The organism is Sphingomonas sp. LH128 (assembly GCF_000293195.2).
In the GTDB taxonomy this organism is placed as follows: domain Bacteria; phylum Pseudomonadota; class Alphaproteobacteria; order Sphingomonadales; family Sphingomonadaceae; genus Novosphingobium; species Novosphingobium resinovorum_A.
In genome coordinates this window covers 1-15048 of the sequence record NZ_ALVC01000003.1, presented here as the reverse complement: position 1 = coordinate 15048, position 15048 = coordinate 1, and the positions used below count along the sequence as shown (strand labels likewise).

Below are 15048 nucleotides of genomic sequence, written 5' to 3'. Positions count from 1 at the left end.
ATGTCGTCATGCACTGTGTAGAGTGGTATCGCTTGCCGCCGTCGTCGCGACCCCGACGACCGTCCTGGCCGCAACCAGCACCATCGGTCGCACCTGGCCCATCGCCGAACCCGACGCTCTGAGCGAGATCGAAGGCCAGGCCTTGCGCGTTCCCGATATGACGACGGCCTTCGGGCCGCGCGGACGCTGGTCGGCGATGAAGGCGGCGTCGCTTGGAATTGCCCGCGCGGATCGGACCCGCACGGTGGTGCCTTTCTATATCCTCGACCAGGATATCCGCCTGCCAGAGGGCAAACTGCTCTATGCGAAGGGCTTCAGCTTCAACCCGCTTGCCTATGTGTCACTGCCGCAGCGGCTGATTGTCGTGCACCCGCGCGACCTCCCCTGGGCGCTGCGCACCGCAAGGCCCGCCGATTTCATCCTGCTCGCGGCCGGCGAACCCGGCGATGCCGATGCGATCACGCTCGGCGAACGCCATGGCCGCGCGATGTTCCTTCTCGAGGAGCGCGTCAAGGCGCGGCTCGGTCTGACCGTCGCGCCCGTGATCATCGCGCAGGAGGGGCAGAAACTGGTGCTTACGGAAGTCGGCGTGATTGAAGCGGACGGGGCCAAAGCCATGCGAAAGGCGCCGCGATGAAGACGCTGTCTCCCCGCAGGATGTGCGGGCTTGGCGCCGCCCTTGCGGCCCTGGCGATCGCCTCTCCCGCCCATGCGTCCAAGTGCGAAGCGGGCACGGTGTTCAACCCGATCACCAAGGTGCGCTGGAACTGCATCTTCCCGATCACCATCGGCGGGGTGAAGGTCGGCCCCAGTGAACCGCTAAGCAAGGCGCTCGACGCCCAATCGGCGTCCAAGCCGCTCTGCGCCTGCCGCAAGGGCGTGACCTTCTGGTTCGGGGTGAAGGTCAGCTTCTGGTCCCCCAACCGCATGGTCGATGTCGTGACCGAGCCGGGCTGCATGATGGCGCTCGGCGCGGACATCATGCCGACCGGCGGCAAGCTGCAGGGGAGCCAGAGCAGCCTCGCTGACGGCACGAATACGCGCAAGATGTTCGCGCAGATGCACTACTACATCTCGCCGGTCTGGAAGATGCTCGACATGTTCACCGACCTGCCGTGCATCGAGGACGACGGCTTCGACGTCGCCCTCATCACCGAGGTCCTGCCGACCTGGCAATCGGCGACGCTCGGCGCGATCATCCAGCCCGAGGCGATCCTGTTCGGCAACCCGGCGGCGGGGCTTGCCTGTATGGCCGACAGCGCGGCGGCGGCCGCAGGCAAGGTCGTCGATCCGCTGTTCTGGTGCATGGGCTCGTGGGGCGCGACCTATCCGGTTGCGGGCGACATTCATTTCGGGGACAGCGTCGAGGCCTGGGCGGGTCTTGCCGCGCGCGGCCTCTTCATGATGGGGCGGCTCGGTGCTCTCACCATCAGTTCGGCCGACGGCTGCTCCTTCATCCCCCAGCCGGTGTGGACCAAGAGCCGCTACAAGTTCCAGCTGATGGAGCCGGTCAAGGGCGGCAGCTGCGTCAATGTCGGCCGGCCCGGCGCGCTCTGGACCAGCGCGAAGCATGCGCCCGGCAAGGACAATGCCCAGTTCATGCTCTTTGAAAAGACGATCTGCTGCGCCGGGGTATCGACGCCGTGAGCAGGTCGCCTTCCGACAACCGCATGAAAACGCCCGGGATCAACCGGTGGCCTGCCCGTCAGCCCCTCAGCCCGAGCGTTTCCATCGCGGTCAGACCGGCGCCGTTTCCCCCCTGCGGTGTCGGTCGGACGGTCGGCGTGGCCTTCAACACAGACGATGGACAGGCGGTGCTCCCCTCCTCGCCGTCTGTCGTCGCGGCCACGCTGACCGTCTTCGAGGGGCAGGCCGTGTTCAGGGCCGAGAGGCCGCTCACCGACGGCGGTGTCCTGCTGTTCCGTTTGTGTCGCGGCTCGCGCGGCGTCGTTCCAGGCGAGATGCAGACATGAAGGCGTGCGCCCTGTTCCTTGTCACGGTGCTCGGGCTTTGCGCGCCGCTGCACGCGCAGACGCCGGAGGACCGCGCCCGCGCCGCGGCCGCCGCCGCGCGCGCCAAAAGCGCTGAGAGCGATGCGCTGCTCGATAACTACGTGACGCCGGGGATGGCGGGTAGGAGCATCACCACGGTGGACTCCTCCAAAGCGTTCACTCCCGATCTCGCCTGCCAGAAAACCGCGACTTATCTGGAACTGCTCGCGCAGCCAGGCGCCACCGGCGATATCGCCACGCTCCGCATTTCGCGGGACAGCGATCTCGACGGCAGCTTCGACGAGGGGCTGACAGTGCCCATCGTGACCTCGGGCATCTGCGCGAACGGGGTCATCTCCTGCACCCCGGGGACGTGGGATGCCTGCCGGTTCTTCCGCTGGGACACCGCGACTTCGGGAGCGCTCAAGCTCAGCGAGGTCGATCTGACCGAGCTTGCCGGCTGTTACTGCGTCAACAACAGCTGCGGCAGCAACCTAGCGTGGGGCAACATCGCCTCGGTGCTGAAGAACCTCGGTGGCGGCGTGGTCGGCGCGCTCACCACGTCGGACGCACGTATCGCCATTACGCAAGCGTCGATCGATGGGCCGGTCATCCGTTACACCGGCGCCCAGACGTCCTCGTGCACAGCGCAGTCCGATGTCGGCGCCGCTGCGTACAGGAGCAATCCCGGCGCCATCTCCAGCGACGCCTCCGCCGCCGCGCAGGCCAGCAGGGTGTTCCAGGCGCTCGCCGCCTCTTCGACCGGGACCGGCACTTCCGAGGTCAGCCGCGGCTGCACCATTACCCGGCAGATCGCCCAGGAAGAAATAACAACCGAGAAGGTCATCGACCGGATTGCCGGTGGCTATGCGACGTCCGTCACGGGCACCGGGAACGTCACCTTTCTCATGGGCTCGCCGTCCGACAACAGCCTCACGGGCGGATCCTGCTCGATCTTCGATTTTCACATGACGCTGCGGGTCGTGGACAGCGATCGCCTTCGCCAGGTTCTGCTCACCCGCTTCGGCGCGGATGACTGGGCGCAGATCCGTGTCGACGGCGAAATGCTGGGTTCCGGCCCGCAGACCTGGACCGGAACCGGATTGCCGCCGGGCAAGTGCGAGAAGAAGGGCGCTTTCTACCTGACCCCCGCGCTCGACCTGACCTCGCGGATGACACAGGGCGACCATGACATCTGGCTGCGCGTGGCAGTCGCCGAGGGCGGCGAAGCCTATGCCGCGATCGAAGCGAGCGTCGATACCGGATGCAAGACGAGCGAGCAGCTTGTCGATACCTGTTCCGGCTATGGGGCAAACGATGCCTGCCGGCTGCAGGGTGAAGTGGTCGACGGGGTCACGACGTTTCGCAGCGGCGTCAACACCGGCCTCGCGCCGCTGCCCCAGACGCGGGTATTCGGAACCGGCGCCTGCACCGCGCAGATCGCCCGCGACTTCTTCCTGCGCGAGCGGACCTACCGGTGCACAGTCGATCTGGGAGCGGCGGCCGAGCCCGATCTCTCGCGCGGCGCCTATATCATCGATCACTCGGCCGAGACCCTGCTTGCCGACCGGGTGACGAACGCCGACGGCAGCTACAGCCTCACCACCCGCAGCTTCTCGATGCCCGATCGGGGCAGCGTCAGCGCCTGCGAGCCGATCTGCAAGACCCGCAAGGCGCAGGCGAACACGGCAGTCGCGCCCGATGGCGTGACCGGTTCGAAGCAGACCGATCCGACAGGCTGGGACTATTACTACCGCACCTGCCAGGACAGCAACGTCTGCCCGGCCGGGGAAGGCGAGGACCTCGTGGAGGGCTGCGGATGCCTCGATGATTTTCCCGAAGCGGCGGTGATGATGCAGTCGGTGCGCCTCGGCGGGGCGGACACGGTCTGCACGAGCAGCGTGCGATGAGCGCCGCGCGGTCCCACCTTGCAGCAGCCGTGCTGCTCATCGCCAGCGTGCTGTTGCTTCCGGCGAGCGCCGCCGCCCAGCAGCTTTGCGCGGCCGATCTCGACGGCAACGGCGATGCGGCCGACGAAGGGGAGACAGCCGCCTGCCATCTGACCGCTTCGGGTGGGTGGATGTGTCCGATCGGCCAGACGACGTGCGAGGCGGACACGGCAGGCGCGCTCCATTGCCCGCTCGGCGATCAATATGCCTGCGAGGTTCCCGCGAGCGGCGGCGCGGCCGCCTGCTCTGCCAACCCCTGCATCGACACCGGTGCCAATCCCGTCGTCGAGGAAGCCGTGCTCGGCGATCCCGGTGTCGAGGCCGATGGCGAGGTCGATGCGGACGGCAATTGCCTGGGTACGATCGAGATATTCTCGGGCCGCGCCGCGCGCTGTCGTCCCGCAGGTCTCAGCACCACATTCCAGAACTGCTGCAAGGACAAGGGCAAGATCGTCAAGGACGGCATGGGTGGTTCGATCTCGTCGATCTCGACCAAGATCGCCGTCGCCAAGGGCGTCTTCACGGGCCTCAAGGCGGCCTACACCGCATTCAAGGCGGGGGCGACCGCGAGCCAGGCGGCAAGCGCAGGCGCCAATGCGATCATCGTCGGCATCGATCCCACCTCGATCGCGATCAGCCTGGCCGTCAATTTCATGATCGAGGTGCTGCTGCAGGGCTGCGACCAGGAGGACATGGAAGTGGGCATGCTGCACGGCTCGGGAATGTGTCATGAGGTCGGCAGCTATTGCTCGTCGAAGATTCTGGGCATCTGCGTGCAGAAGGCGAAAGGCCACTGCTGCTTCAACACCAAGCTCGGCCGCATCATCCAGGAACAGGGGCGCCCGCAGCTCAAGAGCTTCGCCGAGAAGGGCTGGGGCACGGCGAAGAACCCTTATTGCCGCGGCTTCACCGCGGAAGAATTCCAGGCGCTCGATTTCAGCAGGATGGATCTCTCCGAATACTACGAGGAGATCGAAGCGCGCGCGCAGAGCGAAATCCAGATCGACATGAAGGACAAGATCGATGCCTATATGCAGACGATCAGCAACTAGGCGCGGCCTGCTCGTGGCTTGCCTTGCCTGTGTCCCCATGGCGGCAGGCGCAAGCGAGCCGCCGGCCGCGACCGTGCAGGCGCAGCCACAGAGCGCCCGCACGCGGATCGAGGACCAAGGCGCGGACGCCATGGAGCGCGTCAAGCGCGCCGCCGGCAAGGCGAAGGCCACAACGGTCCCCTCGCCCGTTCTGCCCGCGAAGCCTGACACCGCCACGCAGCGCCGCGCTTTCGAGGGTTTTCGCCGCCGCGAGACGGATCCTGCCATTGTCAAACGCGCGGAAGGAGACGTCGCGGCGGCGCGCGAAGCGCTCGCCGCCGAGCGGGATGCTGCCAGTCGCCGGGTCGCGCAGGCGCTGGGACTGGAACAGCCCGAAGCCGCGGCGCTGGCCGGCGTGGTCTCCAGCGGCGGTGAGACGCGCTGGGTGCCGGTGCTGTTCGTGTCGTCCGCGATGCCGGTCGCGACGCTGCGGACCTACGCGGGCCAACTCGAGCGTGCCGGCGGCGTCATGGCGTTTCGGGGAATGCCAGGCGGGATGCGGAAGGTCGCGCCGATGGCAAAATTATCAGCGGCGATCCTGCGCATCGATCCGGGCTGCGAAGGCCCCGCCTGCGCGATGCGTAACGTGCAGCTGATCGTCGATCCGCTGGTCTTCCGCCAGCATGGCGTCACCCGGGTGCCGGCACTGGCGATGGTCCCCGGCGATCCCACCCGGCCCTATTGCGAGCGTGACGAGATGCCCCTGCGGCCTGCGCATCTCGTGTTCGGCGACGCGGCGCTAACCGGGCTTCTCGAGGAATATGGCCGCCTCGGCGGGGAAGAGGAGGTGCGGGATGCTCTCGCTCGCCTGGCGCGCCGGTAAGCGGCTTTATCGTGATGGGAGGGATCTGCCGCTGCGCGCCGCCGTGGCGCTCGGCGCCAGTGGTCTTGGCCAGCCGGCGCGCCCCGCGCAGCTGCTCAAGGCTTACGGTATCGTACTCCCGATCGGTCTCTTCGCATGGTGGGCGATGCCCCACATGACGCTGGTGATGACCCCGTCGATCGACGCCTGGGTGGTGCATCGCGCGCCCGGCCCGATCGGGCGCGGCGATCTCGTATCGTTCATGCTGTCAGACCCGGTGGCGGGTCCAAGGCCCGTCAACGTCACCAAATATGCGCTGTGCATGCCGGGCGAGCCGATCGTCATGATCGAGAAGGCCGTTCGCCTGGGCCAGCCTGGCAATGGCTGGTACTATTGCAACGGCCGCCTGATGGGCGTCAGCAAGCCGGTCGGCCGCGGCGGCAAGGCGCTGACGCACTGGCGCCCGGGCATCACGCGCATTCCCGATGGCATGATCTTCGTCGGCTCCCGCCATCCCGACGGATACGACAGCCGCTATTACGGGCCGGTCGCGATCGATCGTCTGACGCGAATGGAGAAGCTGCTGTGAGACGGCAGCTTGCCCTCGCCGCAGCCCTTTTGCTGCCTACCCAGGCAGTGCAGGCGCAGGCCTCCGTCGGCGCGGGCGCGCAGAGCGGCACCCGCGGCTACTGGTGGTATGAGGCGCCGGCCAAGGTGGAGGAGGCCGGTGGCGAGGAGCAGCAGCCCGATCCGGACGCGCTTGTAAAACCGGTGATCCCGCCGATGGCGGAGCTGGCGACATGGACCCCGTCGAAGATCCGCACGCTGATCGAGCAGCAGCGCGACTATGCCGCCACCGTGCTCACCGTCGAGGCCGTATCGGACTTCTGGCGGCTGCAGGACTTCGCGCGTCGCAAGGCCCGCGCTTTCGCAGGCGTCACCCAGCTCGCCATGCTCACGCATCCCGAGCTCAATGCGAGGGCGGCGAACCCGATGGTCGGCGAGGCGCGCGATGTGCTCGGCGCACACAAGGATCAGCTGCGCCGCCAGTATCTGCGCTCGAAAGCGAGCGAATTCGCGCTGGTGATGTTTGCGCGCGCGTCCTGCGGCTATTGCCGCGTGCAGTGGCCGATCGTCCAGCGCTTCCAGGACGAGATGGGCTGGCAGGTGAGCCTAGTCGATCTCGACCGCAAGCCTGCGCTGGGGCAGCGCTTCGGGGTCGAGGTCACCCCGACGACCATGGTCATTCGCCGGAACAGCGCCCAGCGCATGGTCATTGCCGCCGGGGTCGAGACATACCCCAACATCGCGCAGATGGCCTACCAGGCGGCGCGGCTGCTGAGCGGCGACATCCGGCCAGAGCAGTGGCTGACCGCCGCGGGCGAGGAAAATGGTTTCTTCGATGCACTCGCCAACGGGCCGGTTTCCGCGGCCGATCCGCGCGGCACCGGTCGTGAACTGGCCGATCCACCGGGTGTGCGGCCATGAGCCCCTGGCGCGCGGCCGTGACCGCCGGACATTCAGGATGGCAGAAGCACCGCTTCGCCCTGGTCCTTCAACAACGCGATCGCCTTGCGATCAAACGAGACGAAAGTCTCGCCGCCAAGCCATTTGCCCTCGTGCGCGATCGCGCCGTCGCCAAAGTCGCCGCCTGCCTCCAAGAGCGCCAGCCCGGCCTCGACCGCGCCAAGATCCGTCTCGACATTGTCTGCGTGAACAAGCGCGCGCATGGATCGCGCGATGTCGGACCTTGCGAAACCATAGGCCCGGCTCAGCACCCAGACGAATTCGCACAGCGCCGGGATCGGTATGGCGACGAGCGTCGCCTCAGCCAGCAAGCGCTGGGCGATCGGCGCCTGCACCGGATCGTCCTCGGTCACGGCCCGGACGAGGATATTCGTGTCCGCCGTGATTTTCACAGGTCGCCGGCCCAGCCCTGCTCGATCGCAGCGTTCATGTCCTCGATCGATACAGGCTTCTGCCCGTCCCGCTTCAACATCCCGAAGGCCTCGGTGATCTTGCCCTTCGGGCGAGCGACTTCGACCTCGAGCCGTCCATTGGGCAGCTTGTGGATGGTCAGCTTGGCCCCGGCATGGACGCCCAGGTGCTGCAACAGGTCCTTGCGCAGCGTGATCTGCCCCTTTGCAGTTACCGTCAGGGTCGCATCCCTCGCGGGTACATTGAGAGCCGTCATCGCAGGATTCCTTTCTACCGCCCGAAAGGTAATGCTAAACTCCATTACCAGCAAGCTGCTGTTCGCCACGGTCACGATGACGATGGTCGCTCCAGCCGACGCGCAAATCCGTCCGACCCCGGCGATGCGTGCAGCCATCCATCCGGTATCGACGGTCCGGGCGATGGAGACGTGGCTTTCGCGCGCACCGCTCACCCGTGACTTTCCACCGGACTTCGCCGTCATGCTGCGCAGCCAGGCGTCGCTTTACGTGATCGAGATCAGCACTGCTCCGGGCTGCGTTCCGTGCGGTGACCTCTGGACCAAGCTGGTGCAATTTCAAGGCCGCTTTGGCTGGCGGGTCCAGACCATCGGCCAGGATGAGGCGATATTGCGATCGGGGAGGCTTGGCCTGCCCTGGGTTGGACATCCCGTCGCCTGGGTGCGTCCGCTTGGGGATCCCGGCCGCATGGTTCCCATCGCGATCGGAACCGATCACGAAGTCAACATCGCGCGCAACGCCTGGCTTGCCGCCAGGATGCTCACCGGGGCCAGAGCTGCCGTCGGCGTGCGCGCCATGTCCAGGTTCACAGGGATCGTCGGCGTGAGGGCGCCGGCCTCCTCCAACCCGAAGGGACGCTGATCATGGCGGGGCTGCGTCACCTTTCCACCTCACCGGGATGCCCGCCATGGATTTCGATCTACGCCGTCTGAAACGCCGCGCTTCGGCCTTCCTGCTTTTCCTGGTGGTCGCATCGTGTGGCCACGCGGTCCCCGCCCATGCGCAGAGCTGGGCAGAAAGCTGGTTCGACAATGTCACCTACACTTCGCCCGGAAGCTTCGAGGACCAGACCCGCGGCTATGTGACCGCAGGCGGGATGTCGGGCCGGGTCGACGTCCATGACGACTATCTCATGAGCGTGACGCTGCCCAAGGTTAAGGCGGGCTGCGGCGGCATCGACATGTTCCTCGGCGGCATGTCGTTCCTCGATCCGGAGTACCTCGTCGAAAAGCTGGAGACGATCCTCCAGGCCGCGCCGGCGGTCGCCTTCCAGTATCTCCTGGAAACGCTCGACGAGAAGATGGGGAATATAATTTCAAAGATGGAGGCGGCGACCAATTACCTGAACTCGATCCAGGTGAACGATTGCCGCCTCGCCAACCGCATGGTGCAGGTCGCCAAGGGCGACGACAACATGTCGGGGATCCTCGAGGAGATGACCGGTTACAAGTCGATCCGCGAGGGCTATGCCAACAGCTGGCAGCAGAGCCGCGAGAAAATCCAGTCGAACAAGGGCAACCCGACCGAGGACCTGAAGGACGCGCTCGAAAATTGCCCGGCTGAGGTGACTGAGATCTTCAGGACCGGCTCGCTCCTTGCCCACGCCGCCGCCAGGGTCGGCGCCTCCGACTGGGCGGGCGTCATGCGGGCCCGGGTCGGCGACGTCTACATGCGCTGGGATGCGAACGACAAGGTACCGGTCTTCTCGGCCATCCCCGCCTGCCCGCGCCAGGATACCGAGAGTGCCGACGATTTCCTGACCGGCCGCGTGCCGACCCGTGCGCTCAACATTCCCGCCACCGCCTCGGACTGCTCGGTGAACGGCAGCGGGCGCGGCGCGCTGGTGCTGGCCCGCGAGAAGATGGAATCGGTCGCCGCGAAGATCCGCACTCGCTCGGCGCTGACGACCGAAGAGAAGCAGTTCGTCGCCAACGTGCGGACCCTGCCGGTCTATCGTCTGCTCGAATGGGGCGTGCGCCAGGGTCTTACCGACAGCGTCATTGCCGACACCGACGAACTGGTGGCGCTCACCCTCGCCTACCAGATGCTCAACGACCTGACCCGCTCGATCGACTTCGCCCTTCAGAACGCCGAGCGCGGCGTCACCACGGCGGGTGCGGCCGATGCCGAGAACACGAACGTGTGCCAGACGCGGATTCTCACCAAGGGTATCGAGCAGCTTCGCGAACTCCGGGACGAAGTCCTGCGCCAGCGCGCGCAGATGCGTCAGTCCTACATGGCAGCCATGAACCAGGCGAACCTCTCGGCAAGCTACGCCGGGGTCGTGCGCCAGCGCGACCGCGACGCCCGCGATGCCGCGGGCGCCAACGCCAACCGTAATCGGTGAGGACTGCCATGCGCTCCTTCCTTCGCCTCCTGATCGTCCTCACCGGCTCGCTTTTCGCGACGCCCGCGCTGGCGATCGATTCCAGTTACTACACCTGGGACGGCTTTTCCGAGACCGTCGATGCCTTTCATCTGATCGCGATGATCTTCGGCGATCCGCGCTATGAGACGCTGGTGGTGATCATCGCGGTGGCAGGCATCGCCTTCGGCGCGGTGATCGCCAGCATCCGGGGCTCGGGAATGGGTCTTGTCGCATTCGGCTTCCAGATGCTGGTCGGCATCGGCCTGTTCGCCGGGATGATCGCCACGACCGGCACGGTCCATGTCTACGACCGGGTTCGCAACGCCTACCAGCCGGTGGGCGATGTCCCCAATCTCATCGTGCTGGTAGCGGGCGTGACCAACCTGATGGAGCGGGCGCTTGCCGAGACGATCGACGACAATACCACCGATCCCAATGCCAAGCTCGAGTTCGGAGCGGGTGGTCACGCGTTCGACCTGTTCCTGAACGCAGTGTCTCCGCGCAGCCCGATGGTCGATACCTTTCTCGATGCGACCGTGAAGGACTATGTGCGCCAGTGCTATCCGGTGGCGCGCGTCTCTCCGGCCTACGGTGTCGACGACGATCAGCTCTTCCGGACCTCGACCGACCTTCCCGCCTCTTTCGCGGCGATGGCCGGGCCGGCAACCTTCTCGACCGTGTTCACGGCGAGCGACAAGGCGGGAACGACGGTGAGCTGCGAGGCGGCATGGAACCACATTTCCGAGCGGCTGTCGGATTCTACTCTATTCGATGCCTACAGCGACCAGGTCTGCGCGCGCACCGGCTTCGACGTGACCCAGACGGCCCAGCGCGATCGCTGCCGCCAGCAGATCGACGGCCTGGGCGACATGATGCTGGGGCAAGCGATGAACCGGCAGAAATTCCTCGCCAACATCCTGCTCGGACAGACGGTGGGCGACGTCCTGTTCGAGGATTCGCCGGCGGCGACCGCGCGGGTGATGGCGAACCGCGCGATCGAGTCCAACGGGCTCGCCACGCTCTCGACCGCCAACGAGTGGATGCCGACCATCCGCGCCTCGGTCTGCGCGATCATGCTGATGATGATGCCGATTGCGCTGCTCTTCATCCTGACGCCGATCAACCTTCGGGTCGCGAGCTTTGCGCTTGGCCTCTTCGTCTTCGTCGCGCTGTGGGGCGTGATCGATGCCGGCATCTACCAGCTGACCCTCGGCCGCGCGATGGACGTTCTGGCCGAACTGCGCGCGACCAGTGTCGCCGCCGACAGCTGGATCCTCGCGCCATCGGCCGCGATGAAGGCGCTCGCGATCTTCGGCTCGTTCCGTACAGCAGCCGCTGGCCTGGCTGGCGCGTTCGTGTTCACGGTGTTCCGCTTCTCGGGCAACATGTTCACCGCCTTCACCTCGGGCATGCTCGGGGTCCAGGGCCAGGGCAGCATGGCAGCGGCCACTGTCGGGACCAGCGAGGGCTATGCCTCGGCGCTTGAAGCGCAGGCGTCGGCGAGCGGCACGGCTGCCCGGCGATCGGCGTCCTCCGGGTTCGGGGACTTCGGCGAGCGCAGCAGTTTCGGTCTCGACCGGGCGTTCGCCTCTTCCGGCACCGTGCTCGGCGAACAGGGCGGCAGCGCGAGCGGGACTGCCGCGTTTGGGCTTGGCCGGACCGACGCCGCGCGCGAACTGGGTGGCCTCGCCCCTGCCCTCGCCGGGCGGGACCTCAGCGATCCGGCGACGGCCCGCGCGATTCGCGCCAATGCGGCGACATCGGCCATCCATAACTTCGCCCAGGGCGACGCCTTGCGAAAGCTGGGCACAACGTATTTCGGGGAAGGACAGCCGGGCGAGCGGGCCTTTGCCGCCTTCGCGCAGAACATGGTGCAGTGGAAGGCGTTCGGCGACAGCCAAGCCTACGAGATGATGCAGTCGGGCGCGCAGCGGCATTTCGAGCGCAGCGGCTATGACGCCAAGGATGCCGCGCTCAAGGCTTCCACCGTCATTGCCCAGGCAGGGGCCGATCCGACTTTCGCGAAGTTGACCGCCAACGCCTTCGACCAGGAGCAGATGCTCCGCAACGACGTCACTGCGGCTGAGACCCAGGTCGGTGCGATGGAGGGGCGGCGCGACTACGCGGGGGGCCGGATCGCGGCCGTCGAGCGCGGCAATGTCGCGACCGAGCAGGCGCATCGCACCGGCGGCAATCAGGGCCAGCGCCAGGCAGCCGCTATGCTCGGGCTGTCCGTCACCGAAACCAGCCGCCGCATCGGCTTCATCAACGCCCTCTCGGGAGAAGCGCGATCGACGGCGATCAGCCAACTCGCGCGCGCGACCGGGCGCAATGAGGTGCAGGTGCTGCGCGCGCTGGAGAGCTACAATGCCGCCGTCCAGGTCGGGACCGCCGATGGCGCCAGCGCAGAGGCGGCGCGCGAGGGTACGAGCGTTTATGGACGCACGCGCGAGGCCGCAGGCTACGACTTCGCCGAGCGCTCGGGCAGGCTCGACGCGCAGCGCGAGATCGGCTTCGACGGGGTGCGCAGCAACGCGCAGATCGGCGAACAGCGGCGGCAGGCAGACAATGCCGGCTTTGCTGAGGGAGCCGCGGCTGCCGGTGTCTCCGTGCGCGAGGCGGCCCGCCTTGATTCCTTCATCCGCGCGCTTGCCGGGACCGCCGGTAACCAGGTCGACATGGCCGAGGGCGGCGCGGAAGGTATCGCCGATCGTGCGCGCAACGAACGCCTGACCGGGATCGTCGAGCGGGAACGCCTCACCCGCACCCAGGCGCTGCTGCGCGCGCATGGCGTCGAGATGTCGAAGCGCCAGATCGCCATGGACCAGAATGGCGATGTCAGCCTCAATCTGACGCCCGAACTTGCAGCGCAGATGTGGCGCAGTGGTCTCATCAACGAGAGCCAGCTTGGCGCCATCGCCAGTGGCGGGCATGCGCGCTTCAGTTTCGCGCATAACGATCTGCTCGTTTCCAGCAGCACAGGGTTCAGCCGGTCCGCGCGCAATGACACCAGCACGCGCTTCGAGGCCGGCAAACAGGCGGGCCCCGACACGATCGAGCACTTCCTGGGCAGCGGCAAGGAAGGGCAGGCCGCCATGGCCAACTGGCTGCGCGGCGGCTTCGAGATGGACCGGCGCGGAGACTGGCGGCTGAAGCCGCAGGTAGCCGATACACTGGAACGCGACGTTACCGCGATCATCGCGCAGACCGGATGGCAAAGGTCGCTTTCCCGCACTGCGGACCATCAGACGTCAAACACTGAGAGCGTATCGGGGGATATCTCGGCAACGGTGAGCAGAGGCGTCAGCAGTGGCGGCAAGGGTAGGGACAAGGGCAAGGAAGATGATGCGGGGAGCTCCGGAAACGCCGTCGGATCGCTGAGTGGCAAGTTGGGAATGGATATCTCTGATCGAGGAGCTGCAACCGTTTCGGCACAGTCATCGATGGACATTGTGAACTACGACGTTCGTGAGGTCATCGCATCCGCAGAGAAGGCAGCAGCCCGTTCGGGACGTCCTGAGGAGATATTTGCAAAGGTATTGAGCGACGGAGTTCTTGGTAACCAAGGACTTCGCAATCGTTACTTAGATCAAGCAGATTCCGGTCGCGGCACTATGCAGGTTACTGCCCCACTTACGTCGATGGAACAATCATCGATCCTGAGTTCGGGGCGATTGTTGATGGATCGAGATGATGGCCCAGCGGACGGAGATCCGACGTTTAAAGAGCGTCGAGATCCCTAATGTTTGTTTTTTATCAAGCCGATATGTCTGTGGTAGATGCTCCCAGATCGTATATCAAACGGATCTGTGTAGGGATCGATCATAGGCCTCTGCGACGGCGGGCCCGGCGTAATCATCCATTCCCCGCATACCACCTTCGCTTTGAGGAAGCCATAACCCAGGGCTGCGATCACCGTAACCGGATTGAACACGAAGATCAGCAGCACCATCGTGTTGACGAGATAGATGTTCAGCCGATCATAGGGGATGGCGATCATCAGCTCGAGGCCGATCCAGTAGAGCAGCGCCAGGGCAAGATAGAGCTTGGCATACCACGGGCGCCAGAACCAGTCGGCTGCACGCGGCGACGGCGGGGCCGCCTCTTCTGCCGGTTCGACGTGATCAACATCCTGCATGTGCAGAGCCTTTCCGAACCAGAAGATAACACAACGACGCTCGGCGTGGAAACAGGACAAGACAGTCTTCGCTACGGGAACGCCGATACAAATTTCCCGCAAGGCGAGCTGCAGCCTTTCCTTCCCCCTCCACTTCCTACTCGCTCGCCATCCACGATCCGTCATCACCTGCGCATCGACGGTGAAAAGCCAAGGCCATGAAAAGCCAACGCCCGCCTCCCACCGAACGTCCTGAACTTTCACCAAGTGCGAATGCTGCTATATTGCGTCTTGCCCGCCTTCTCGGCCGGCAGATAGCGCGTGAACAACACGAAGCGCGAAGGCAGCGGGAGAGCCACACAGACGCCTCCCCTGCGTCCCATGAATAGCAACGCCGATCGGACATGGGCCACGGAAGGACATCATTCGGCCATGAGGCGTCCGACATGCAAGTTGGTCACCGACACGTGCTGGCTCTCGGGACCGACGGTGTTCAGCCGCTATGGTCTCTGTGACAAAATCGCATCACGGCCCGCGCGGTGCCCGCGCCTATGCGTCGCCGCGAGAAATTTGTCACACATCCTTGGCAAATTCTGTGACCTGCAGCTATCGAAGCCGGCGTAGAATTCGGGCACGAAAGTCAGTGCAAATACGCGTCAATCCAGGAATGCTCGCATCGCCCGCGACCTGCTGGGGTGCTTGAGCTTGCGCAGCGCCTTGGCCTCGATCTGGCGGATGCGCTCGCGGGTCACCGAGAACTGCTGACCGACTTCCT

At 65.7% G+C, this 15048-nt stretch carries 15 protein-coding genes; 11 read left to right on the top strand and 4 right to left on the bottom strand.

Translation table 11 applies throughout. The features are described 5' to 3' along the window. Window positions 1–22 precede the first annotated feature (22 nt). The 8 genes from LH128_RS00350 to LH128_RS00315 all read left to right on the top strand — a co-directional run bounded on the left by LH128_RS00350 (window position 23) and on the right by LH128_RS00315 (window position 7321). Window positions 23–637 carry a conjugal transfer protein TraW gene (locus LH128_RS00350; protein WP_008827568.1) on the top strand — a complete coding sequence of 205 codons (615 nt, stop codon included), beginning with the start codon at window positions 23–25 and terminating at the stop codon, window positions 635–637. Then, on the top strand, window positions 634–1647 hold the full coding sequence (locus LH128_RS00345) for a TraU family protein (protein WP_008827567.1): 1014 nt from the start codon (window positions 634–636) through the stop codon (window positions 1645–1647). Before LH128_RS00350 ends, LH128_RS00345 begins: the two co-directional genes overlap by 4 nt. A gap of 137 nt (window positions 1648–1784) precedes the next feature. After that, window positions 1785–1973, top strand: a complete 189-nt coding sequence (locus LH128_RS34235) for a hypothetical protein (protein ID WP_327195001.1) — start codon at window positions 1785–1787, stop codon at window positions 1971–1973. Then, window positions 1970–3901, top strand: a complete 1932-nt coding sequence (locus tag LH128_RS00335; RefSeq protein ID WP_008827565.1) for a hypothetical protein — start codon at window positions 1970–1972, stop codon at window positions 3899–3901. The genes LH128_RS34235 and LH128_RS00335 overlap by 4 nt, the downstream gene beginning before the upstream one ends. After that, on the top strand, window positions 3898–4992 hold the full coding sequence (traN, locus tag LH128_RS00330; protein ID WP_008827564.1) for a conjugal transfer protein TraN: 1095 nt from the start codon (window positions 3898–3900) through the stop codon (window positions 4990–4992). The genes LH128_RS00335 and traN overlap by 4 nt, the downstream gene beginning before the upstream one ends. A 37-nt stretch (window positions 4993–5029) precedes the next feature. Beyond that, window positions 5030–5854 carry a type-F conjugative transfer system pilin assembly protein TrbC gene (locus LH128_RS00325; RefSeq protein ID WP_008827563.1) on the top strand — a complete coding sequence of 275 codons (825 nt, stop codon included), beginning with the start codon at window positions 5030–5032 and terminating at the stop codon, window positions 5852–5854. Then, window positions 5826–6422 carry a S26 family signal peptidase gene (locus LH128_RS00320; protein WP_008827562.1) on the top strand — a complete coding sequence of 199 codons (597 nt, stop codon included), beginning with the start codon at window positions 5826–5828 and terminating at the stop codon, window positions 6420–6422. The genes LH128_RS00325 and LH128_RS00320 overlap by 29 nt, the downstream gene beginning before the upstream one ends. After that, entirely contained in the window at window positions 6419–7321 is a 903-nt protein-coding gene (locus tag LH128_RS00315; protein WP_008827561.1) for a conjugal transfer protein TraF, read from the top strand. Before LH128_RS00320 ends, LH128_RS00315 begins: the two co-directional genes overlap by 4 nt. A gap of 32 nt (window positions 7322–7353) precedes the next feature. On the opposite strand, the gene LH128_RS00310 is transcribed toward LH128_RS00315, so the two are convergent. Both LH128_RS00310 and LH128_RS00305 read right to left on the bottom strand, forming a co-directional pair. Beyond that, complete coding sequence (locus LH128_RS00310) at window positions 7354–7752, bottom strand: type II toxin-antitoxin system VapC family toxin (RefSeq protein ID WP_008827560.1); 399 nt, start codon at window positions 7750–7752, stop codon at window positions 7354–7356. Next, window positions 7749–8027 carry an AbrB/MazE/SpoVT family DNA-binding domain-containing protein gene (locus tag LH128_RS00305; protein WP_008827559.1) on the bottom strand — a complete coding sequence of 93 codons (279 nt, stop codon included), beginning with the start codon at window positions 8025–8027 and terminating at the stop codon, window positions 7749–7751. The genes LH128_RS00310 and LH128_RS00305 overlap by 4 nt, the downstream gene beginning before the upstream one ends. 31 nt (window positions 8028–8058) lie before the next feature. Between LH128_RS00305 and LH128_RS00300 the strand changes: the two genes are divergently transcribed. The 3 genes from LH128_RS00300 to LH128_RS00290 are packed head-to-tail and all read left to right on the top strand — an operon-like array spanning window position 8059 to window position 13899. Then, a complete protein-coding gene (locus LH128_RS00300) occupies window positions 8059–8649 on the top strand; it encodes a hypothetical protein (RefSeq protein WP_008827558.1) in 591 nt (196 codons plus the stop codon). A 46-nt stretch (window positions 8650–8695) separates the two neighbouring features. Next, window positions 8696–10135, top strand: a complete 1440-nt coding sequence (locus tag LH128_RS00295) for a conjugal transfer protein TraH (RefSeq protein ID WP_008827557.1) — start codon at window positions 8696–8698, stop codon at window positions 10133–10135. A gap of 8 nt (window positions 10136–10143) precedes the next feature. Further along, window positions 10144–13899 (top strand): conjugal transfer protein TraG N-terminal domain-containing protein, encoded by a 3756-nt coding sequence (locus tag LH128_RS00290; protein WP_008827556.1) that lies wholly within the window; start codon window positions 10144–10146, stop codon window positions 13897–13899. On the opposite strand, the gene LH128_RS00285 is transcribed toward LH128_RS00290, so the two are convergent. Further along, window positions 13896–14294 (bottom strand): hypothetical protein, encoded by a 399-nt coding sequence (locus LH128_RS00285; protein ID WP_008827555.1) that lies wholly within the window; start codon window positions 14292–14294, stop codon window positions 13896–13898. The genes LH128_RS00290 and LH128_RS00285 overlap by 4 nt on opposite strands. Before the next feature lie 635 nt (window positions 14295–14929). Continuing rightward, on the bottom strand, window positions 14930–15048 hold a 119-nt coding region (locus LH128_RS31675), incomplete at its 5' end, for a sigma factor-like helix-turn-helix DNA-binding protein (protein WP_008827554.1).

What these genes read in the sequence shown, in the direction of transcription:
- LH128_RS00285 (WP_008827555.1), bottom strand. Translation starts at nt 14,294, where the DNA reads ATGCAGGATGTTGATCACGTCGAACCGGCAGAAGAGGCGGCCCCGCCG.
- LH128_RS00320 (WP_008827562.1), top strand. Translation starts at nt 5,826, where the DNA reads ATGCTCTCGCTCGCCTGGCGCGCCGGTAAGCGGCTTTATCGTGATGGG.
- LH128_RS00300 (WP_008827558.1), top strand. Translation starts at nt 8,059, where the DNA reads ATGCTAAACTCCATTACCAGCAAGCTGCTGTTCGCCACGGTCACGATG.
- LH128_RS00290 (WP_008827556.1), top strand. Translation starts at nt 10,144, where the DNA reads ATGCGCTCCTTCCTTCGCCTCCTGATCGTCCTCACCGGCTCGCTTTTC.
- LH128_RS00345 (WP_008827567.1), top strand. Translation starts at nt 634, where the DNA reads ATGAAGACGCTGTCTCCCCGCAGGATGTGCGGGCTTGGCGCCGCCCTT.
- LH128_RS00325 (WP_008827563.1), top strand. Translation starts at nt 5,030, where the DNA reads ATGGCGGCAGGCGCAAGCGAGCCGCCGGCCGCGACCGTGCAGGCGCAG.
- traN (WP_008827564.1), top strand. Translation starts at nt 3,898, where the DNA reads ATGAGCGCCGCGCGGTCCCACCTTGCAGCAGCCGTGCTGCTCATCGCC.
- LH128_RS00335 (WP_008827565.1), top strand. Translation starts at nt 1,970, where the DNA reads ATGAAGGCGTGCGCCCTGTTCCTTGTCACGGTGCTCGGGCTTTGCGCG.
- LH128_RS00305 (WP_008827559.1), bottom strand. Translation starts at nt 8,027, where the DNA reads ATGACGGCTCTCAATGTACCCGCGAGGGATGCGACCCTGACGGTAACT.
- LH128_RS00295 (WP_008827557.1), top strand. Translation starts at nt 8,696, where the DNA reads ATGGATTTCGATCTACGCCGTCTGAAACGCCGCGCTTCGGCCTTCCTG.